The sequence below is a fragment of the Micromonospora globispora genome (assembly GCF_003857015.1).
Classification (GTDB): domain Bacteria; phylum Actinomycetota; class Actinomycetes; order Mycobacteriales; family Micromonosporaceae; genus Micromonospora; species Micromonospora globispora.
This window is the reverse complement of sequence record NZ_QGGF01000201.1, coordinates 1-20,384: the sequence shown is the minus strand read 5'-3', so window position 1 is coordinate 20,384 and position 20,384 is coordinate 1. Positions and strand designations below refer to the sequence as shown.

Sequence of the window (20,384 nt, the reverse complement as noted above, 5' to 3'; positions counted from 1 at the left end):
GCCCGCCGCCCGTGTCGCCCGGTGTGGAGGACGGCGCACCGGTCTGCGGCGTCAGCGCCGAACCGGACGGCACCGGCTTCAGCGCCGAGGCGGAGGCGGTCGGCGACGACCCCGGCTTCGCCGTGCCGCCGGTGTTGCGCCCAGGATCGCTGCAGGAATAGAGCAGGACAATCAGGAAGAGAAGCCCCGCTCCGAGTACGACGGCGCGACGCCGCCAGTAAACGGCGGGTGGCAGGGGGCCGACCGTCAGACGCATGATGCGTTCACGGTAGCGGCGCCCGGCGCGAGGCGCGTCACGACGCGCCGGGAGGTTGCTGCCACGCCGGCCGCTCACTCCATACTCGACGGTGTCAGCTGGATTGCGATCACCGAGCGGACCCGGATCGGTACGCTGCGCCACGGGCGAGCACCTGGCCCGGCTCCCCCGCATGGGGCGGGCCGCCGCCGCGACCGGCACGCCGGCCCAGAATCGCTACGGCGACACACCGCCGCCCGGGTCCCCACCGCCACGATCGGCCGGGGCGGCCCCGCCGCACGGCACCCCACGCCGGGGCGGCCGCCCAGGCCGTGCGAGACACCCGGGACCTTCGACCCTGGTCGATGTGTGCTCCCAGCCTTGACCATGACATCGAACACGGGTGACCCTTTTTGATAACGGCTCGCGGCCTGAGGAGGTCCCGATGCACCTGACAGATCGAGAGTGGTGGGGGCTCATCCACGGGATGGGCTTCGGCGCGGTGTTTCTGCTGGCCTTCGCCGGTGGTCTGGCCGGCCTGTACAGCCTGCGCGCCGGCCTGGTCACCCCTGAGGGGGTGGTGGAGCGCATGCGCCGCCTGAAGATTGGCGTGGTGGCGATGGCGATCTCCGCGTGGGGCACCGTCCTCACCGGAACCTGGGTGGTCTACCCCTGGTACCGCGCTACCGGCAAGACGAGCCCCAAGTCGGTCCTGCTGGCCGATCCCGCGACCGAGGGATGGCACGAGTTCGGGATGGAGTGGAAGGAGCACATCGCCTGGCTCAGTCCGATTCTGGCCACCGTGGTGGCATTCATCGTCCTTTACTACGGCACCAATCTGATCCGCCATGACCGGGTCCGCAGGACCGCCATCACCCTGTTCGTGCTCGCTTTCGGCTTCGCCGCCGTCGCCGGCACGCTGGGCGCCCTGATCACCAAGGTCGCACCGGTCCATTAGGAGGACACCGATGAGCACTGTCACCGACCGGCCCTCAGGCACCGCCGAGTTTGACGGCATCCACTACCCCGACAGGCCCGAAGGCCCGATCGCCGCGGCGATTCTGGCCGGCGGCGTGGGCGCGCTCGCCCTCGGCGTGGTCACCACCCTTTCCGAGGCCAGCACCGGATTCAAGGATGCGCTGAACTGGAACAACGCGGTCGGCCCGCTGTCCGGCAAGACCATCGTCACCGTACTGGTCTGGCTGGCCGCCTGGGTGGTTCTGCATCTCGTCTACCGCAACAAGCCGTACGAGACCCGACGTGCGCTGACCATCGCCCTGATCCTCATCGGGCTCGGCGTCGTCGGCACGTTCCCCACCTTCTTCCAGGCGTTCGGCGGCTAGACCAAGCCGGTGCGCACCGACAGCGTCCCTGCGCCGGGTCACCGGCGCAGGGACCAGACGGCATCCCGCGGAGGGCGGCCACCGCGCGAGTGGCGAACCCGCCGGAACGGTGCGGGCGTGGAACGGCCCGGCCCGACAGCCGTCAGAGGTAGACCTTGCGCTGGTAGATGGCGTGGGCGCCGGCGACCCGGTCGAGGAAGAGCAGACCGGCGCAGTGGTCGATCTCGTGCTGGAGCGCCCGGGCCTCAAAGCCGTCGGTGACCAGCCGGACCGGTCGACCCGTACCCGGCAGGACGCCCTCCACCACCAGCCGGCCGGCCCGCTTGACGTCGCCGGTCAGGTCGGGCACCGACATGCAGCCCTCCCGCCCGGCCTTCCACCGGCTCGCCTCGACCACCTTGGCGTTGCAGAGCACGAACGTGCCGTGCACGGTGACCGCCTTCGGGTGACCGGTGACGTCCACCGCGAACACCTGGGCGCTCACTCCCACCTGCGGCGCGGCGAGACCCACACAGCCCGGGGAGACCTGCATCGTGGCGACCAGGTCGGCGGCGAGGCGGACCACCTCGTCCGAGGTCGGGTCCACCTCCGGCCCGGGGCGGCTGAGCACCGGGTCGGGGGCGGAGACCACCGGGCGTACCTCGCCCGGCACCGACAGCGTCTCGACGGTCCAGTCACCCAGGCCCACGTACTCCGCCGTCACAGCAGGTCCGTGTCCGCCGGGCGGAGGCTGACCCCGACGCCGAGGTCCGCGGCGGTACGCGCCAACCGGCCGGCCACCTCGTCCGAGCTGCCCGGCGGCAGCTCCACCTCGGCGACGACCACGTAGAGCGAGCCGGTCAGCCGGGTGCTCAGGTCGGTGACGTTGCCCCCGGCATCGGCGAGTACCCGGGTCATCGCGGCCACGATGCCCATCCGGTCCGCGCCGTGCACCGCCATCACGTACGGCTCGCCGGTTGGAGCGGTCTGCCCGTCCGGCGTGACCGCGCGTACGGTCGCCAGCAGCTGGCCGTCGGCGGCGAGCGGGGCCAGCGCGGCCTCCACGTCGGCGGTGGCCGGGCCGACGCAGATCAGGGTCATCGCGAAGTGTCCCCGCAACCGGGTCATCGTCGAGTCGGTGAGGTTCGCGCCGAGCCGGGCGAGCGCCTCGGCGACGTCGGCCACGATGCCCGGCCGGTCCCGACCGATGACGGTGATCGCGAGTTCGTTCATCCGGACATTCTGCCCCGCTCGCGGAGGCCATCCGCGGCGGCCCGGCCCGGCCGCCCAACCTGCGGGAAAGCGCCCCGTGACATCATCGGCAGCGCGATGTCTGAGCCCACTTTCGCCGCCGTGGTCAGCCGGTGGTACCAGGAGAACGCCCGCGACCTGCCCTGGCGGAAGCCCGGCACCAGCGCGTGGGCGATCCTGGTCAGCGAGGTCATGCTCCAGCAGACGCCGGTGGTACGGGTGCTGCCGGCCTGGGAGGCGTGGCTGACCCGCTGGCCGGCGCCGGCCGCGCTGGCCGAGGACACGCCGGCCGAGGCGATCCGCATGTGGGGGCGGCTCGGCTATCCCCGTCGGGCGGTACGGCTGCGGGAGTGCGCGGTGGCGATCGTGGAGCGGCACGGGGGCGAGGTGCCGGACCGGCTGGACCAGTTGCTGGCGTTGCCCGGCGTCGGGACGTACACGGCCCGGGCGGTGGCGGCGTTCGCGTACGGGCAGCGGCACCCGGTGGTGGACACCAACGTGCGCCGGGTGGTCTGCCGGGCGATCGGCGGGGAACCGGACGCCGGTCCGGTAACCCGCCCGGCCGACCTGGTCGCCACCGAGGAACTGCTCCCGGTCGAGCCGGCCGCCGCCGCGCTGGCCAGCGCCGCCTTCATGGAACTCGGCGCGGTGGTCTGCACCGCCCGCTCTCCCCGTTGCCCAGCCTGCCCGGTGGAGTCGGTGTGCGCCTGGCGCGCCTCCGGCCAGTCCGCCCCGGCCGGCCCGACCCGCCGCCCGCAGCGGTACGCCGGCACCGACCGCCAGGTCCGCGGCCTGCTGCTCGGAGTGCTCCGCGAGGCCACCGGCCCGGTGCCCCACCAGCGCCTCGACCAGGTGTGGCACGACGACGTGCAGCGCGCCCGGGCGCTGGCCGGCCTGGTCACCGACGGCCTCGTCGAGCCGGTCGGCGAGGCCGCCTTCCGCCTGGTAGGCGACGGCCCCCCGGGGGCGATGGCTCCTCCATGTCGATCAAGCCCACGCGGCCGGCGAGGCTGGCCCCGTTGGCCGGGCAGGCATGGAAAAGGCGACGGCCCCGGTGGCTTTCGCCTACCGGGGCCGTCGCCCTGCGCGATGTTCCTTACTCGTCCGCGCCTGCGGTGGCGGCGCCACCCAGGTCGGCCGGGACGGCGTCCGGAACCTCCACCGGCTTGTCCGCGCCACGGAAGACGAGCTTGGACTTGTCGATGTTCTCCGGGTCGCCCTCGCAGTCCACCACCACGATCTGACCCGGGGTCAGCTCGTTGAAGAGGATCCGCTCCGAGAGGTTGTCCTCGATGTCGCGCTGGATCGTGCGACGCAGCGGCCGCGCACCCAGCACCGGGTCGAAGCCCTTCTTCGCCAGGTACTTCTTGGCGTTGTCGGTCAGCTCCAGGCCCATGTCCTTGTTCCGCAGCTGCGTCTCGATCCGCTGGATCATGATGTCCACGATCGAGAGGATCTCGTTCTCGCGCAGCTGGTGGAAGACGATGGTGTCGTCGATCCGGTTCAGGAACTCAGGCCGGAAGTGCTGCTTGAGCTCGTCGTTGACCTTCTGCTTCATCCGGTCGTAGTTCGACTCGGAGTCCTCAGAGGCCTGGAAGCCCAGCGAGACCGCCTTGGCGACGTCCCGGGTACCGAGGTTGGTGGTCAGGATGATGACCGTGTTCTTGAAGTCCACGATCCGACCCTGACCGTCGGTCAGCCGCCCGTCCTCCAGGATCTGGAGCAGCGTGTTGAACACGTCCGGGTGGGCCTTCTCGATCTCGTCGAAGAGGACCACCGAGAACGGCCGACGCCGCACCTTCTCGGTCAGCTGCCCGCCCTCGTCGTAGCCGACGTAGCCGGGAGGGGCACCCACCAGCCGGGACACCGTGTACCGGTCGTGGAACTCGGACATGTCCAGCTGGATGAGGGCGTCCTCGCTGCCGAAGAGGAACTCGGCGAGCGCCTTGGAGAGCTCGGTCTTACCGACACCGGACGGGCCGGCGAAGATGAACGAGCCCGACGGGCGCTTCGGGTCCTTCAGGCCGGCCCGGGTACGCCGGATCGCCTTCGAGACCGCCTTGACCGCGTCCTCCTGGCCGATGACGCGCTTGTGCAGCTCGTCCTCCATGCGCAGCAGGCGCGAGGTCTCCTCCTCGGTCAGCTTGTAGACCGGGATGCCGGTCCAGTTGCCGAGCACCTCGGCGATCTGCTCGTCGTCGACCTCGCTGACGACGTCCAGGTCACCGGCCTTCCACTCCTTCTCCCGCTGCGCCTTCTGGCCGAGGAGCTGCTTCTCCTTGTCGCGGAGCTGGGCAGCCCGCTCGAAGTCCTGCGCGTCGATCGCGGACTCCTTGTCGCGGCGGACCTGGGCGATCCGCTCGTCGAAGTCGCGCAGGTCTGGCGGCGCGGTCATCCGGCGGATGCGCATCCGGGCACCGGCCTCGTCGATCAGGTCGATCGCCTTGTCCGGCAGGAAGCGGTCGGAGATGTACCGGTCGGCGAGCGTCGCCGCCGCCACCAGCGCGGCGTCGGTGATGCTCACTCGGTGGTGCGCCTCGTACCGGTCACGCAGGCCCTTGAGGATCTCGATGGTGTGGGCCAGCGAGGGCTCACCCACCTGGATCGGCTGGAACCGGCGCTCGAGAGCGGCGTCCTTCTCCAGGTGCTTGCGGTACTCGTCGAGGGTGGTAGCGCCGATGGTCTGCAGCTCGCCACGGGCCAGCATCGGCTTGAGGATGCTCGCCGCGTCGATCGCGCCCTCGGCGGCACCCGCACCCACCAGGGTGTGGATCTCGTCGATGAACAGGATGATGTCGCCGCGGGTGCGGATCTCCTTGAGCACCTTCTTGAGGCGCTCCTCGAAGTCACCGCGGTAGCGGGAACCGGCGACCAGGGCGCCGAGGTCCAGCGTGTAGAGCTGCTTGTCCTTCAGCGTCTCGGGCACCTCGCCCTTGATGATCTTCTGGGACAGGCCCTCCACCACGGCGGTCTTACCGACGCCGGGCTCACCGATCAGGACCGGGTTGTTCTTGGTACGGCGGGAGAGCACCTGCATGACCCGCTCGATTTCCTTCTCGCGCCCGATCACCGGGTCGAGCTTGCCCTCGCGGGCGGCCTGGGTCAGGTTACGGCCGAACTGGTCCAGCACGAGGCTGGTCGACGGCGCGGCCTCACCCGGCGCGGCGCCCGCCGCGGCCGGCTCCTTGCCCTGGTAGCCGGAGAGCAGCTGGATCACCTGCTGGCGGACCCGGTTGAGGTCCGCGCCGAGCTTGACCAGCACCTGGGCGGCGACGCCCTCACCCTCGCGGATCAGACCGAGCAGGATGTGCTCCGTGCCGATGTAGTTGTGGCCGAGCTGCAGCGCCTCGCGCAGCGACAGCTCCAGCACCTTCTTGGCCCGCGGCGTGAACGGGATGTGCCCGCTCGGCGCCTGCTGGCCCTGGCCGATGATCTCCTCGACCTGCTGGCGGACGCCCTCGAGGGAGATGCCGAGGCTCTCCAGGGCCTTTGCCGCGACGCCTTCACCCTCGTGGATGAGGCCCAGCAGGATGTGCTCCGTACCGATGTAGTTGTGGTTGAGCATCCGGGCCTCTTCTTGGGCCAGGACGACAACCCGTCGCGCTCGGTCGGTGAACCGCTCGAACATGCCCTCGTGCTCCTCACGTGCCGTGCGCCTTGATGGTCAAGATCTTGGCGGGGCCGGTGCATGAACGTCCGGGACGGGCGTCCATGCCTCATTACTCTATCGCCGCGGACCGACTCCGCTGAGGTCGTGTGTCCTCGTGGAGAGCCGATTACGCGTCGTTTCTGACAACCGTCCGCGCTCAGGAGGTGTTCCGGTACCCCTGCCTGTACGCGCAGAGCGAAATTCGGATGGAGCCGCGAGCCGCGGCCGAACGCCGCGCGCTCGTACCCGGGTCACCCCCGGGGACGTCTTTCCACAGGCTGTGGATGGGATCTCCACCTGTTGTGGACAACGCCTACCCCAATCCGATTCTTCCCGCCCCGGGCACGGGTTCGCAGCGGGTCCGTACGACACGCCGGGCCCGGACGGCACGGACCGGACAGACGGCCATCGTGGGCGGAAAACGCCGACGCCGGCCCGGAGTCGCACTCCGGTCCGGCGTCGGTGTCGCCCGGTCGAGGACAGGCCCTCAGTGACCCGCCTTCGAGTGGTACTCGTCGACGATCTCCTGCGGGATGCGGCCGCGGTCGGAGATGTCCTTGCCGGCCTTCTTGGCCCAGGCGCGGATCGCCTTGTTCTGCTCGCGGTCGGCGGTGGCGCCGCCCCGGCCACGCGCGGCCCGGCCGCCCACCACCACGCCACCCCGGCCGGCCTTGGTGCCGTGCGCGATGTACGTCGCGAATACGTCGCGCAATTTCTCGGCGTTCGCCGCGGACAAGTCGATCTCGTACTGAACGCCGTCGAGCGCGAACTTGACAGTCTCGTCAGCGTCCCCGCCGTCCAGGTCATCGACCAGCTTGTGAATGATCTGCTTGGCCACGTCCCACATTCCTTTCGAGCAGGGTTGCTCCTGCAAAGAATCCAGGAGCACAGTAACCCGCCCGATGGTTGCCGCGTCAATAGGACGCGGTAACGACACGGAGAAGGTCGTGTGCTACTCGGGTCGGACCAACGGGAACAGGATGGTTTCCCGAATTCCGAGGCCGGTCAGCGCCATCAAGAGCCGGTCGATTCCCATTCCCATACCCCCGGCCGGCGGCATTCCGTACTCCATCGCCCGGAGAAAGTCCTCGTCCAGTCGCATGGCCTCGTCGTCGCCGCGCGCCGCGAGCTGCGCCTGGGCCACCAGCCGCTCCCGCTGCACCACCGGGTCGACCAGCTCGGAGTACGCCGTGCCAAGCTCGAAGCCGAGCACGTAGAGGTCCCACTTCTCGGCCAGCCCCGGCTCGCTGCGGTGCGCCCGGGTCAACGGGCTGGTCTCCTCCGGGTAGTCGCGCACGAAGGTGGGCGCCTGCAGGCCCGGAACGACAAGTTCCTCGAAGAGTTCCTCGGCCAGCTTCCCCGGCCCCCACTTCGGGTCGACGTCGAGACCGACCTTGTCCGCGTACTCGACCAGGCGGGCCCGTTCGGTGCGTACGGTGACCTCTTCGCCGAGCGCCTCGGAAAGAACGCCGAAGAGCGTCACCGAGCGCCACTCGCCGCCCAGATCGAACTCGCGCCCGTCGGCGTGGGTGACCACCGTCGAGCCACTGACCGCGATCGCCGCCTGCTGCACCAGATTACGGGTCAGCTTGGCCATCGTGTCGTAGTCGCCGTACGCCTGGTAGGTCTCCAGCATCGCGAACTCGGGAGAGTGTGACGAGTCAACTCCCTCATTACGGAAGTTGCGGTTGATCTCGAAGACCCGGTCGACACCACCGACCACGGCACGCTTGAGAAACAGTTCCGGCGCGATTCGGAGATACAGATCGGTGCTGAGCGCATTGCTGTGGGTCACGAATGGGCGGGCCGCGGCGCCACCGTGCAGCAACTGGAGCATCGGGGTTTCCACCTCGATGAAGCCCTGGCCGTGCAGCGAATCGCGCAGGCTGCGCACCGCGGCCGCCCGGGTACGCACCATCTGCCGCGCCTGCGGGCGGACGATCAGGTCCACGTACCGCTGGCGGACCCGGGCCTCCTCGCTCAGCGGCTTGTGCGCCACCGGCAGCGGGCGCAGCGCCTTGGCGGTGACCGCCCACTCCTCGGCCAGCACCGAGAGCTCGCCCCGGCGGCTGGTGATCACCTCACCGGTGACCCCGACGTGGTCACCGAGGTCGACCAGCCGCTTCCAGTCGTCCAGCCGCTCCGCGCCGACCCGGTCCAGCGAGAGCATCGCCTGCAACTCGGTGCCGTCACCGTCCCGCAGGGTGGCGAAGCAGAGCTTGCCGGTGTTCCGGATGAAGATCACCCGGCCGGTGACCGAGACCCGGTCGCCGGTGGCGGTGTCGGTGGGCAGGTCGGCGTACTGCTCACGGATCTTCGCCAGCGTGCTGGTCCGGGGGAATCCGACAGGGTACGGCTCGACGCCCTCGGCGAGCATCCGCTCCCGCTTCTCCCGGCGGACCTTCAGCTGCTCGGGAAGGTCGTCGGCGGGGTCGACTGGCACGGCGTTCTGCTCGGTCACGGCACGCTTCCTCAGAAGGGAGATATCGGCGGGGTCAGGCCCCGAGCGTACTCAAGCCCTCAGGTGGTCGTTACCGGATAACCTGCCGGCCATGACCGACCCCACTCACGCCCTCTCCTTCGGCACGGCAGCGGCGGAGTACGACCGGTTCCGACCCCGCTACCCCGAGGAGGCGGTCCGCTGGGCACTGGACGGGCTGCCCGCGCCCGCCCGGGTGGTCGACCTGGGTGCCGGCACCGGCATCCTGACCCGTGCGGCGCTCGCCCTCGGCCACGAGGTCGTACCGGTGGAGCCGGACCCCGGGATGCGAGCCGAGCTGGACCGGGTGACCCCGGGCACGACGGCGCGGGCCGGCAGCGCCGAGTCGATTCCGCTGACGGACGGGGCGGCGGACGCGGTGCTGGTGGGCCAGGCGTACCACTGGTTCGACAGGGAGGCCGCGCACGCGGAGATCGCCCGGGTGCTCCGCCCGGGCGGGACGTTCGCCCCGATGTGGAACAGCCGGGACGACAGCGTCGAGTGGGTGGCGGAGCTGAGCCGGGTCTCCGGAACCGGGGACAACACCGGTCACCTGATCGACAAGTACGGTGACTTCGGCGATGCGTTCGGGACGGTGGAGCTGGCCGAGTTCCGGCACCGGGCCAGGCTGAGCCGGGCAGTGCTGGGCGGCATGGTCCGCACCCGTTCGCCCTACCTGACCGCGGGACCCGAGGAGCAGCAGGAGGTCGACCGAAGGGTCCGGGAACTGCTCAGCACCCACCCGGACCTGGCCGGGCGGGACGAAATCGAGCTGCCGTACGTCACCGTCGCCTTCCGGGCCCGACGACACTGAGTCACCGCGGTGGGTGTTTGCCCCCCGGCGCGGCGGCCCGCGGCGCCCTCCGTTCGACAACAAGCGGATTTTCCCTGGTCACCCTGGATGTCGGATTTCACATGAGAAGTAGCTCTCCCGGGCCGTCCACCCTTTTCGGGCGCCTCTGACGGCCGTCACAATCCGTGCAGGGACAGCGCCGTCTCTCAGACACGCGGGGTGGCGCTACGGGCACGTGCCCGACCCCCTGGGGCTGCGGGAGCAGGTACGTCCCGCCCGGCTGGCAGGCGGACCACAAGCCGAGCGGCCGCACCCGCGCCAACGGGGGGCTCGTGGATGACTTCGCACCCGAATCAGTACGTCTTCGTCGACCCGACGGGCCGCCGCTGGCGGCGGCTGCGCGTACTGCTGATCCTCGCCACGGCCCTCACCGTCCTCGCCACCGTGCTGTCCTGGCGGGAGATCCACAGCGTGTCGGGCCGAGCGGTCAGCCAGGCCACGCTCCGGGTGGTCAACCCGGCCGACGTCCCCGAGCAGCCGCCCGTCATCGGCACCGGCCCCTTGGTACGGGCCGTCCGCATCGAGCAGCGGGGCTCCGGCAGAGTCGCGGTCGACCCCGGCTCCGGAAAGGTCGTCCGCACGCTCGCCCCCGAGGAGACCGCCGAGCTCAACGGGGCCCGGTTCGCCCTGGACCGCTACGGGTACAGCACCGCCGCCCACCACACCATTTCGTTGACCTTCGATGACGGTCCGGACCCGACCTGGACCCCGCTGATCCTCGACCTGCTGGCCCGGCAGCACGTCCAGGCGACGTTCTTCGTCGTCGGGTCGGCCGTGGTGCGCCACCCCGAGATCGTTGCCCGGATGATTCGCGAGGGGCACGCGGTCGGCAACCACACCTTCACCCACCCGTACATCACCCGGGCCAACGCCCAGCGCCAGCTGCTCCTCACCGACCGGGTCATCCGGGCCGCCACCGGGGTCGACACCACGCTGTTCCGGCTGCCGTTCAACGGCGACACGGACAAGCAGAGCGGCGGCGGGATCAACGCCGTTCTCACCGTGCAGCAGCTCGGGTACCTTGTCTCGCTCGACGACTTCGACACCAACGACTGGCGCTACGGCGACCCGGAGACCGAGCCGGCCACGCCGATCCCGTTCCCGGTCTTCGACCAGGACAACCTGACGATCCTGCTGCACGACGGCGGCGGGAACCGGGCCGCCACCCTCAACTATCTGGAACAGCTCATCCCGTGGGCGATCGGCAACGGCTACACCTTCCACTCCCTGCCCCAGGTGAGCCAGGAGGTCAGGAACGGCACCCGGAAGGTGGGGCCGAGCGTGTGGGACCGCGAGACGTACCTGGCCTACCGCATCCGCTGGTACGGAGCGAACGCCCTCCTACGTCTGCTGTTCCTGCTCGCCGTCGCGTTCGTCGTGGTCGGCGGCCTGGTCAACGTCGGCATCGCGCTGGTTCGCCGGCATCGGTACCGGCGCAGGTTCACCGATCTGCCCCGGGACTTCGCGGGTCCGACCGTGTCGCTGGTGATCCCGGCGTACAACGAGGAGCGGGTCATCGACAAGACGCTCCGCCCGCTGCTGCGCTCCCGATACGGCAACATCGTCGAGTACCTGGTCGTCGACGACGGGTCCACCGACGACACCGCCGAGATCGTCGGCCGGCTGGCCGATCGGGACGGCCGGATCCGGCTGTTGCGTCAGGAGAACGGCGGCAAGGCGTCCGCCCTCAACCAGGGCTTCCAGCATTCCCGCGGCCAGGTGGTGGTGACCCTCGACGCGGACACCGTATTCACTGCGACCACGGTGGGAAACCTCGTCCGGCACTTCACCATCAACCAGCAACGCCGCCGCCGGCTCGGCGCCGTCTGTGGCGTCATCCGGGTCGGCAACCTGCGCAACCTGATCACGCGCTGGCAGGCGCTGGAGGTGGTCACCCAGCTCGGCGTCGAACGGAGCAGCCAGGATCTCATGCGGGGCATCATGGTCGTGCCCGGTGCGTGCGCGGCCTGGCTACGCGACGCGGTGCTGAGCGCCGGCGGCTTCTCGCCCGCCACCCTCACGGAGGACTGCGACATGGCCCTGGCGCTGCAGCGCCTCGGCTATCGGGTGACGCAGGACGACGAGGCCGTCTGCTACACCGAGGTGCCGGAGACTCTGCGGGCGTTGAGCCGGCAGCGGTTCCGCTGGATGTACGGCAATCTGCAGGCGCTCTGGAAGCACCGGCGCATGGTCCTCAACCCCCGGTACGGCTGGCTCGGTCTGGTCACCCTCCCGCAGGCCGTCCTGTCGGTGGTGCTGCCGGTGCTCTTCGTACCGTTCGTCTTCGCGATGGCGTTGATCGCCATCCAGGGCGGGGGCTTCGCCGTGCTCCTGCTCTACAGCGCCCTGTTCCTGCTGGTCCGGCTGCTCATGGCCGTGGTCGGCATCTGGCTGACCCGGGAACGGGCAGTGCACCTGCTGATGGTGCCGGTCTACCCGCTGATCTTCGAACCGCTGCGCGCCTATCTGCTCTACCGCTCGCTCTACCTGATCCTGCGCGGCACCCGGCTCGGCTGGAACAAGCTGCAACGCACCGGTCACGTGCTGGTGCCGGCCCTCGACGACCGGATCGAGGTGAACCCGTGAGGCGGAACTCGGTGCCCGCTCGTCCCGCCGAGCTCGCCGCGGTGGACACCTCAACCCCGGCCGTGGTGCTCAAACTCGACCGAAACGTGTTCCATCACGGCGGTCTCGGAGTCATCCGCAGCCTTGGTCGGCTCGGGGTGCCCGTGCACACCGTCTGCGAGGACCCGCTCGCACCCGCCGCCGCCTCCCGGTACGTGTGCGGCCGGTGGCGGTGGAACCCGGGCGTCGACGACCCGCACCGGATCGCGGCCGGGCTCGCCCTGATGGCCCAGCGCATCGGCCGTCGCGCGGTGCTGATACCCACCGACGACGCCGGCGCACTCTTTCTCGCCGAGCACGGGGCGCCCTTGCGACAGTGGTTCCTGTTCCCGGCGCCTCCGCCCGACCTGCCCCGCCGGGTCGCCGACAAGTACGAGCTGCACCTGCTCTGCCGGGAGTGGGACGTGTCCACCCCACAGACCATGGTGCCGACCTCCCCATCCGAGGCGCGGGACTTCGCAAGCCAGGTCGGCTTCCCGCTGGTGGTGAAGCAGATCCGCCCCTGGTGTCCCACGTACCCCGCGGGAAGCCCCAGCACGAGGCTGGTGCGTACCCCCGAACAGTTCGCCGCCCTGATGGCCGGCTGGCCGGACGGACCTGGCTGCCGCGGCACCCCTGGGCTGATGTTGCAGGAGTACGTGCCCGGCGATGCGGGGGCGGACTGGTTCTTCCACGGCTACTGCGCGCGTGACTCCGCCTGCCGGCCCGGCTTCACCGGCGTCAAACTGCGCTCGTACCCCCCGCACGCGGGACTGACCAGTCTCGGCCGTGCGGTGGACAACGAACCCCTGCGCCGCGAGGTCGGCCGCCTGCTCACCGGGCTGTCCTACCGCGGTCTGCTCGACCTCGACCTGCGCCGCGACGCCCGTGACGATCGGTACCGCATGCTCGACTTCAACCCACGCCTCGGCGCGCAGTTCCGGGTCTTCGAGGACGCCGCCGGCCTGGACGTGGTCCGCGCCGCCTACCTCGACCTGACCGGGCAGCCCGTACCTGAGGAGCAACCCTGCCCCGATCGTCGGCTGGTCGTGGAGAACTACGACCTGCTCGCGGCCCTCGGTTACCGCCGGCGCGGTGAGCTCGACCTGCGCGGGTGGGTCCGCTCTCTGCGCCGGATGGACGAGACAGCCTGGTTCGCCCGGGACGACCTGGCTCCCTTCGGGCTGATGTGGCTGCGCAGCGGCTGGCGAGCGTTCCGCCGCCCCTTCCGTCCGGCGGCCCGCGACCCGGTCGGCACCGCACCCCGCTACCGACCCGGACCCGCCAGGAACCGGATCCCCGCTCCGCGAGCCGTCACCGGTCAGCACCGCCCCATCGACACCACCACATCGGACGGGAAGTGAGCATGACCAGAGAAACCGTGGACGTCGCCGTCATAGGAGCTGGACCGTTCGGTCTGTCGCTCGCCGCGCACCTGCGTGCCGCCGACGTGCCACATCGCGTGTTCGGACGACCGATGGAGCTCTGGCGATCGCACATGCCCGCTGGCATGTACCTCAAGTCGCAGGGCTTCGCCTCCAACCTGTCCAGCCCGCAGCCCGGCCACACCCTGGCCGACTTCTGCCGGGCGACGGGCCGTCCGTACGCCTCGTACGGCCGGCCCGTCGCACTCGACACCTTCCTGGCCTACGGCGAGTGGTTCCAGCAGTCCCAGGTGCCGCACCTGGAGAACGTCCTGGTGTCCGAGATGACTCCGGACGGCGGCGGGTACGCGCTCACCCTGGCCGACGGCACTACCCTGTGGGCGCGGCGGGTGGTGGTCGCCGTCGGGGTCCAGCACTTCGCGAACGTGCCGGACGCGCTGAGGGAGCTGCCGCCCGAACTCCACTCGCACGCCTCGGAGCACACCGACCTGAGCCGTTTCGCCGGCCGGGAGGTCGTCGTGGTGGGCGCCGGACAGTCGGCCCTGGAGTCGGCGGCCCTGCTGCACGAGGCCGGCGCCTCCGTGCGTGTTGTGGCCCGCTGCTCGAAGCTGCAGTGGAACGGCGAGCCGTTGGCGCAGGAGCGCCCGGTGTGGCGGCGACTGCGCGAGCCCGAGGCCGGCCTCGGCTCGGGATGGGCCACCTGGTTCTACTCCAACCGTCCAGATCTGTTCCGTCACCTGCCGGCCCTGGAGCGCGCCAGGCGCGCCCGCACCGCCCTCGGCCCCGCCGGATCCACCTGGCTGCGGCCGCGCGTGGAGAACGTGGTCCCGGTCCACCTCGGCCACATCGTGGTCGGTGCGAAGGCCGTCCCGGGCCGGGCCCGCCTGTCGATCCGCACCCTCGACGGCGACGCTCTGGAGATGCTGCCCGAGCACATCATCTCCGCCACGGGATACCGCCCCGACCTGGGCCACCTCACGTTCCTCGACCAGCGGCTGCGCAGCCGCCTGCGCACCATCGGTGGGACGCCGCAGGTCGGAAAGACGTTCTGCTCGTCGGCGCCGGGACTGCACTTCGTCGGGCCGGCCGTGGCGCCCACGTTCGGGCCGGTCATGCGCTTCGTCTACGGCACCGAGTTCGCGTCCCGAGTGCTGGGCCGCCACCTGAGCGGCACCGGGAACCGATACCGCGCGACCCTGGCCGGTGCCCTGCTGCGATCGTCGGCGAGGGGCGGCTCGCGGCGCTGGCGGGTGCCGACATGACCCCATACCCGCACCGGCCCGCTCCCGCAGCGGCCGACGCGCTGCCCCGGCGGGCCCCGCTCGTGCTCATGTACCACCGCGTGGCCTCGGTCGCGTTCGACCCCAACCGGCTGGCCGTCACGCCCCGGCGCTTCAGCCGGCAGATGGCCTGGCTGCATCGGTGGGGACTGCGCGGGGTGGCGGTCGGCGAACTGGTGGCCGCGATGCGCTCGGGTGAGCACCGAGGCCTGGTCGGGATCACCTTCGACGACGGGTACGCCGACCTCATCGAGCACGTGCCGGCGGTGGTGGACCGGTACCGGTTCACCGCCACGGTCTTCGTCGTCAGCGGACGGCTCGGCGGGGTCAACGACTGGGACCGGGGCACCCCGTGGCCGCTGGTCGACGCCGACGGCGTCCGCCGGCTCGCCGAGGCGGGACTGGAGATCGGCGCGCACGGCCGGCAGCACGTGGCGCTCGCCGGCACCGAACCGGAGGTGCTGCGAGCGGAGACGTACGGCAGCCGCGCCGACCTCGAGGCGCTGCTCGCCGCGCCGGTGAGCGGCTTCGCCTACCCGTACGGATCGATGGACGTCGCCGCGCGCGCGGCCGTCCGGGCGGCTGGCTACGCGTATGGGTGCGCGGTCTTCGCCAAGCGCGCCGAGCAGGGCCTGATGGCGCTGCCCCGCATGTACGCGGGCGAGCGGGACACCGCGTTTCGACTCGCCGCCAAACGCCTGCTGCACCGCCGGCACGTCACCAGATGAGGAGTTGTTTTGAAAGTTCTGCACATCATCACCGGCCTCGGCATCGGCGGAGCGGAACTCCAGCTCGAACTGCTGGTGCGACACACTGGCCACGATCCCGAGGTCGTCACCCTCTACAACGCGGGCACCGTCGCGGACTCGATGGAGCGGGCTGGCGTACGGGTCCGGGATCTCGGCATGACCCGCAACACGGAGGTCTCCGCGCTGCGGCGGCTGCACCGGATCGTCCGCGCCGGGCGCTACGAGGTGGTGCATACCCACCTCTACCGCTCACAGGTCTACGGTCACCTGGCGGCGCGCCTCGCCGGCATCCCGGTGGTCGTCACCACCGAGCACTCCGTCGGCGAGACCCACATCGAGCGCCGCCGGATGAGCACGCCGATACGCGCCCTGTACCTGGCGGCCAACCGCCTTTCGGGAGCCACCATCGCGGTATCCGACGTCGTACGGGACCGGCTGGTCGACTGGGGCGTCCCACGAGACAAGATCAGCGTGATCCCGAACGCGGTGGACTTCTCCCGGGTCGCGTACGACCCGGTGGCCGGTGCCGAGGTGCGCCGCCAACTGAGGGTCGCGCCGCACGTGAAGGTGATCAGGGTGCTCGGCCGGCTGGACCCGAACAAGCGGGACCGCCCGGGACGCCGGCGTGGCGGAGCACGTGGTGTTCGCCGGGGAGCGCCGTGACGTCGGTCCGGTGCTGTCGTCGTTCGACCTGCTGGTCGCCGCCTCGGCGCAGGAGACGTTCGGGCTGGCCATGCTCGAGGCGCTGGGTACTGGGCTGCCGTTGCTCTACACCACGTGTCCGGCCCTGGACGGCATCGTGACCGACCTCGCGCGTCAGGTACCCGGCGAGGAGGCAGCGCTGCGCCGGGCACTGGCCGTGGAACTGGACCGTCCCAGCGGTCCGCGCCTTCCGGTCGAGGCGCTCGCCGATCGGTACGGAATCGATCGGGTCGCCGCCCGCATCGCCAGCCTCTACGACCGGCTGCGGAACCTCCGCCGGACGGCGGAGGGCACCCGCGGGGAAGAGCAGAGCAAGAATGAGTTCCCCGTCGGGTGACCCAGGGCGGCGGTGACTCAGAGGTTGCGCTCGTAGACCATCCGCAGGCCGATCAGGGTGATCATCGGCTCGTGGTGGGTGATGGTGCGGCACTCGTTGATCACCAGCGGGGCGAGCCCGCCGGTGGCGATCACGGCCTTCACCTCGCCCAACTCCTCGACCATCCGCTCGACGATCCGGTCCACCTGCCCGGCGAAGCCGAAGTAGAGGCCCGCCTGGAGGCACTCCACCGTGTTCTTGCCGATCACCGAGCGCGGCTTCGTCGCCTCCACCTTGCGCAGCTGGGCGGCGCGGGCGGCGAGCGCGTCGAAGGAGATCTCGATCCCCGGGGCGAACGCCCCGCCGAGGAACTCGCCCCGGCCACTGATCACGTCGAAGTTCGTGGTGGTGCCGAAGTCGACCACAATCGACGGCCCGCCGTAGAGGGTGTACGCGGCCAGGGTGTTCACCACCCGGTCCGCCCCGACCTCCTTGGGGTTGTCGATGGCCAGCTGCACACCGGTACGCACCCCGGGCTCGACGATCACGCTCGGCAGGTCGGCGTAGTAGCGGGCCAGCATGGTACGCAGCGAGCGCAGCGCGGCCGGCACCGTCGAGCAGGCGGCCACCCCGGTGATCTCCACGGCGTCACCGGCCAGCAGCCCCCGGAACATCAGACCCAGCTCGTCCGCGGTGGAACGGGCGTCGGTCTTGATCCGCCAGGAGTGCACCAGCTTGTCGCCGTCGAAGGTCGCCAGCACGGTGTTGGTGTTTCCGATGTCGATGCAGAGAAGCACGCTGGCAGCCTAGACGCTCATTCCTCGCGCAGATCCAGGGCGATGTCCAGGATGGGCGAGGAGTGGGTCAGCGCGCCCACCGACAGGTAGTCCACCCCGGTGGCGCCGTACTCGGCGGCCACCGGCAGGGTCAGCCCGCCGGTCGCCTCCAGCTCGGCCCGGTCCCCCACCGCCGCGACCACCTCGCGGAGCTGCGCCGGCGTCATGTTGTCCAGCAGCAGGAAGTTCGCCCCGGCCTCGACGGCCTCCACCGCCTCGGCCAGCGTGTCCACCTCCACCTGCACCGGCACGTCCGGGAAGGTCTCCCGGACGCGGCGGTACGCGGCGGCGATGCCGCCGGCGGCCAGCTTGTGGTTGTCCTTGATCATCGCGACGTCGTGCAGGCCCATCCGCTTGTTGGTGCCACCGCCCGCGCGGACCGCGTACTTTTCCAGGGCGCGCAGGCCCGGGGTGGTCTTTCGGGTGTCCAGCACCATCGCCTTCGTGCCGGCCAGCGCGTCGGCCCAGGCCCGGGTGTGGGTGGCCACCCCGGACATCCGGCACAGCAGGTTGAGCGCCGTCCGCTCGGCGGTGAGCAGCAGCCGGGTCGGGCCGGTCACCGTGGCCAGCACGTCGCCGCGCGCCACCCGCTGCCCGTCGTGGGCCACCAGCGACACCTCGACCGTACGGTCCGACCCAGTCATTTCGCCGACCAGCTCGAACACCGCGGCGGCCACCGCCAGCCCGGCGACCACGCCGTCGGCGCGGGCGACCAGGTCAGCGGTGTCGTTCTGCTCGGCCGGGATGGTGGCGACGCTGGTGACGTCGAGGAAGTCCAGACCCAGGTCCTCGGCGAGCGCGTTGGTGATCACCTGCCGTACCTGCGCCGGGTCCAGGCCACCGGCCCGCAGCGCCTGCTCCGTCGACTCCCTCATCGGGTCTCCTCCCACCGCTCGGTCAACCGGCTCTCCGCCCCGATCCCGGCGACGATGTGGCCCAGCCACCGCTCGTCGGCCGTCGGGTAGTCCTCCCGCCAGTGGCAACCGCGGGTCTCCTGGCGCGCGTGAGCGGCGGCGACCAGGGCCGATGCCACCGTGATGAGGTTGGTCGCCTCCCAGTCGGCGGTCCGCGGGGTGCCCCGGTTGGTGGCGATCTCCCCGAGCGTCGTCGTCGTCTGAGCGAGGGTCGCCGCCGAGCGGAGCACGCCGGCGCCCCGGGTCATCGCCCGTTGCAGGGCCGACGTCCCTCCGGCCGGCACCACCCAGCCCGCGCCGCCCACCCAGGCGCCGGTCTCCGCCGGCTTCGCCTGCTCGGGCAGCCCGGCGGCGATGTCCTCGGCGATCCGCCGGGAGAAGACCAGACCCTCCAGGAGCGAGTTGCTGGCCAGCCGGTTCGCACCGTGCACGCCGGTGCAGGCCACCTCGCCGCAGGCGTACAGGCCGGGGATGGAGGTGCGGCCGTGCAGGTCGGTACGGACGCCGCCGGAGGCGTAGTGGGCGGCCGGGGCGACCGGGATCAGGTCCTCGGCCGGGTCGACGCCGATGGCCAGGCAGGACGCGACGATGGTCGGGAAACGGCCGGCCAGGTAGTCCCCACCGAGGTGCCGGGCGTCGAGGTAGACGTGGTCCGCGCCGGTGGCGAGCAGCACCCGGTGGATGCCCTTGGCCACCACGTCCCGGGGGGCCAGCTCGGCCAGCTCGTGCTGGCCGACCATGAACCGCTTGCCGTCGCCGTCCACCAGGTGGGCGCCCTCGCCGCGCAGCGCCTCGGAGACCAGCGGCTGCTGGGCCCGGGTGGCGCCGGGCACGTTCGCGCCGGCCGGGGTGATCAGCGCGGTCGGGTGGAACTGCACGAACTCCACGTCGGTGACCGCGGCGCCGGCCCGCATGGCGAGGGCGACCCCGTCGCCGGTGGAGACGGCCGGGTTCGTGGTGGCCGAGTAGATCTGCCCCATCCCGCCGGTGGCCAACACCACCGCCCGGGCCAGGATCGCCCCGACGCCGTCCTCACTGCCCTCGCCGAGCACGTGCAGGGTGATCCCGCAGGCCGGCCCGAGCCCACCGGGGCCGTCGCCGGGGGCCCGGAGCAGGTCCAGCACCAGGGCGTGCTCGACCAGCCGGATCCACGGGTCCCGGCGCACCGCCGTGTGCAGCGCCCGCTGCACCTCCGCCCCGGTGGCGTCGCCGCCCGCGTGCACGATCCGGTCGGCCCGGTGCCCGCCCTCCCGGGTGAGCATCAACGAGCCGTCCGGGTTCCGGTCGAACTCGGCGCCGATCCGCATCAGCTCCCGCAGTCGGGTCGGGCCCTCCTCGACCAGGACGCGGACCGCCGCCGGGTCGCAGAGGCCGACGCCGGCGATCTCGGTGTCCGAGGCGTGCGCGGCCGGGGTGTCCGCCGGGTCCAGCACGGCGGCGATGCCGCCCTGCGCCCAGCGGGTGGAGCCGTCGTCGATGTTGACCTTGGTGACCACGGTGACGTGCAGTCCCGTCTCGCGCAGGTGCAGCGCGGCGGTGAGGCCGGCGACCCCGGAGCCGACGACGATCACGTCCGTGGTCTCCACCCAGCCCGGTGCGGGCGCGGCCAGCAGTCTGGGCAGGGCCGGCAGGTCGACGGTGGGAAGGTCCATGAGCACAGTCAACCCGAACGTCCCTCATCCCGGGCGCCGGGGGCGCGACGAGTGGTTTGGGCTACCACGTCCATTCCCCCGGGACCGGAGATCAACGGGCGGCGGCCAGGGGGTTGGGGACTGCCCCTTATACACATCTCCGAGCCCACGAGACCGG

Annotated in this window: 17 protein-coding genes and 1 pseudogene; 10 read left to right on the top strand and 8 right to left on the bottom strand. The window is 71.1% G+C overall.

Annotated features, from left to right (window positions below; genetic code table 11):
* Nucleotides 1–638 precede the first annotated feature (638 nt).
* Both DKL51_RS07995 and DKL51_RS07990 read left to right on the top strand, forming a co-directional pair.
* Nucleotides 639–1,193 (top strand): hypothetical protein, encoded by a 555-nt coding sequence (locus DKL51_RS07995; protein WP_123827074.1) that lies wholly within the window; start codon nt 639–641, stop codon nt 1,191–1,193.
* A gap of 10 nt (nt 1,194–1,203) precedes the next feature.
* On the top strand, nt 1,204–1,578 hold the full coding sequence (locus DKL51_RS07990) for a hypothetical protein (RefSeq protein WP_109946327.1): 375 nt from the start codon (nt 1,204–1,206) through the stop codon (nt 1,576–1,578).
* A gap of 142 nt (nt 1,579–1,720) precedes the next feature.
* Here DKL51_RS07990 and DKL51_RS07985 read toward each other — a convergent pair whose 3' ends face one another.
* Both DKL51_RS07985 and DKL51_RS07980 read right to left on the bottom strand, forming a co-directional pair.
* On the bottom strand, nt 1,721–2,281 hold the full coding sequence (locus DKL51_RS07985; protein WP_109946326.1) for a peptide deformylase: 561 nt from the start codon (nt 2,279–2,281) through the stop codon (nt 1,721–1,723).
* Nucleotides 2,278–2,790: a glycine cleavage system transcriptional repressor gene (locus tag DKL51_RS07980; protein WP_109946325.1), complete on the bottom strand. Its 513-nt coding sequence runs from the start codon at nt 2,788–2,790 to the stop codon at nt 2,278–2,280. Before DKL51_RS07980 ends, DKL51_RS07985 begins: the two co-directional genes overlap by 4 nt.
* Nucleotides 2,791–2,886: 96 nt before the next feature.
* On the opposite strand from DKL51_RS07980, the pseudogene DKL51_RS07975 reads away from it, so the two are divergent.
* Nucleotides 2,887–3,771, top strand: a pseudogene (locus DKL51_RS07975) (HhH-GPD family protein); the annotation flags it as partial.
* Nucleotides 3,772–3,904: 133 nt separating this feature from the next.
* Here the strand turns inward: DKL51_RS07975 and DKL51_RS07970 are convergent.
* The 3 genes from DKL51_RS07970 to lysS all read right to left on the bottom strand — a co-directional run bounded on the left by DKL51_RS07970 (nt 3,905) and on the right by lysS (nt 8,918).
* Entirely contained in the window at nt 3,905–6,436 is a 2,532-nt protein-coding gene (locus DKL51_RS07970) for an ATP-dependent Clp protease ATP-binding subunit (protein ID WP_109800359.1), read from the bottom strand.
* A 508-nt stretch (nt 6,437–6,944) separates the two neighbouring features.
* Nucleotides 6,945–7,295: a histone-like nucleoid-structuring protein Lsr2 gene (locus DKL51_RS07965; protein WP_165823196.1), complete on the bottom strand. Its 351-nt coding sequence runs from the start codon at nt 7,293–7,295 to the stop codon at nt 6,945–6,947.
* Between the two features lie 114 nt (nt 7,296–7,409).
* Complete coding sequence (gene lysS / locus DKL51_RS07960) at nt 7,410–8,918, bottom strand: lysine--tRNA ligase (protein ID WP_109946322.1); 1,509 nt, start codon at nt 8,916–8,918, stop codon at nt 7,410–7,412.
* 91 nt (nt 8,919–9,009) lie between these two features.
* Here lysS and DKL51_RS07955 point away from each other — a divergent pair, with 91 nt between their 5' ends.
* From DKL51_RS07955 to DKL51_RS35625, 7 genes are all read left to right on the top strand, one after another.
* Entirely contained in the window at nt 9,010–9,750 is a 741-nt protein-coding gene (locus tag DKL51_RS07955) for a class I SAM-dependent methyltransferase (protein WP_124811896.1), read from the top strand.
* 315 nt (nt 9,751–10,065) lie between these two features.
* The gene (locus tag DKL51_RS07950; protein ID WP_124811895.1) at nt 10,066–12,375 is read left to right on the top strand and encodes a bifunctional polysaccharide deacetylase/glycosyltransferase family 2 protein; all 2,310 of its coding nucleotides are present in this window, start codon (nt 10,066–10,068) and stop codon (nt 12,373–12,375) included.
* Nucleotides 12,372–13,757 (top strand): carboxylate--amine ligase, encoded by a 1,386-nt coding sequence (locus tag DKL51_RS07945; protein WP_185734741.1) that lies wholly within the window; start codon nt 12,372–12,374, stop codon nt 13,755–13,757. The genes DKL51_RS07950 and DKL51_RS07945 overlap by 4 nt, the downstream gene beginning before the upstream one ends.
* A gap of 2 nt (nt 13,758–13,759) precedes the next feature.
* The gene (locus tag DKL51_RS07940) at nt 13,760–15,040 is read left to right on the top strand and encodes an NAD(P)-binding domain-containing protein (RefSeq protein ID WP_124811894.1); all 1,281 of its coding nucleotides are present in this window, start codon (nt 13,760–13,762) and stop codon (nt 15,038–15,040) included.
* Nucleotides 15,037–15,786 carry a polysaccharide deacetylase family protein gene (locus tag DKL51_RS07935; RefSeq protein WP_124811893.1) on the top strand — a complete coding sequence of 250 codons (750 nt, stop codon included), beginning with the start codon at nt 15,037–15,039 and terminating at the stop codon, nt 15,784–15,786. The genes DKL51_RS07940 and DKL51_RS07935 overlap by 4 nt, the downstream gene beginning before the upstream one ends.
* A 9-nt stretch (nt 15,787–15,795) precedes the next feature.
* Nucleotides 15,796–16,470 (top strand): glycosyltransferase, encoded by a 675-nt coding sequence (locus tag DKL51_RS35630; RefSeq protein ID WP_221623146.1) that lies wholly within the window; start codon nt 15,796–15,798, stop codon nt 16,468–16,470.
* On the top strand, nt 16,433–16,846 hold the full coding sequence (locus tag DKL51_RS35625; protein WP_221623145.1) for a glycosyltransferase: 414 nt from the start codon (nt 16,433–16,435) through the stop codon (nt 16,844–16,846). Before DKL51_RS35630 ends, DKL51_RS35625 begins: the two co-directional genes overlap by 38 nt.
* A gap of 17 nt (nt 16,847–16,863) precedes the next feature.
* On the opposite strand, the gene DKL51_RS07925 is transcribed toward DKL51_RS35625, so the two are convergent.
* From DKL51_RS07925 to DKL51_RS07915, 3 genes are read right to left on the bottom strand one after another with little or no spacing between them, the layout of a single operon-like run.
* Nucleotides 16,864–17,622: a type III pantothenate kinase gene (locus DKL51_RS07925; protein ID WP_109946317.1), complete on the bottom strand. Its 759-nt coding sequence runs from the start codon at nt 17,620–17,622 to the stop codon at nt 16,864–16,866.
* Nucleotides 17,623–17,639: 17 nt separating this feature from the next.
* On the bottom strand, nt 17,640–18,536 hold the full coding sequence (gene nadC, locus DKL51_RS07920) for a carboxylating nicotinate-nucleotide diphosphorylase (RefSeq protein WP_124811892.1): 897 nt from the start codon (nt 18,534–18,536) through the stop codon (nt 17,640–17,642).
* Nucleotides 18,533–20,227, bottom strand: a complete 1,695-nt coding sequence (locus DKL51_RS07915; protein ID WP_124811891.1) for an L-aspartate oxidase — start codon at nt 20,225–20,227, stop codon at nt 18,533–18,535. Before DKL51_RS07915 ends, nadC begins: the two co-directional genes overlap by 4 nt.
* Nucleotides 20,228–20,384: the final 157 nt, after the last annotated feature.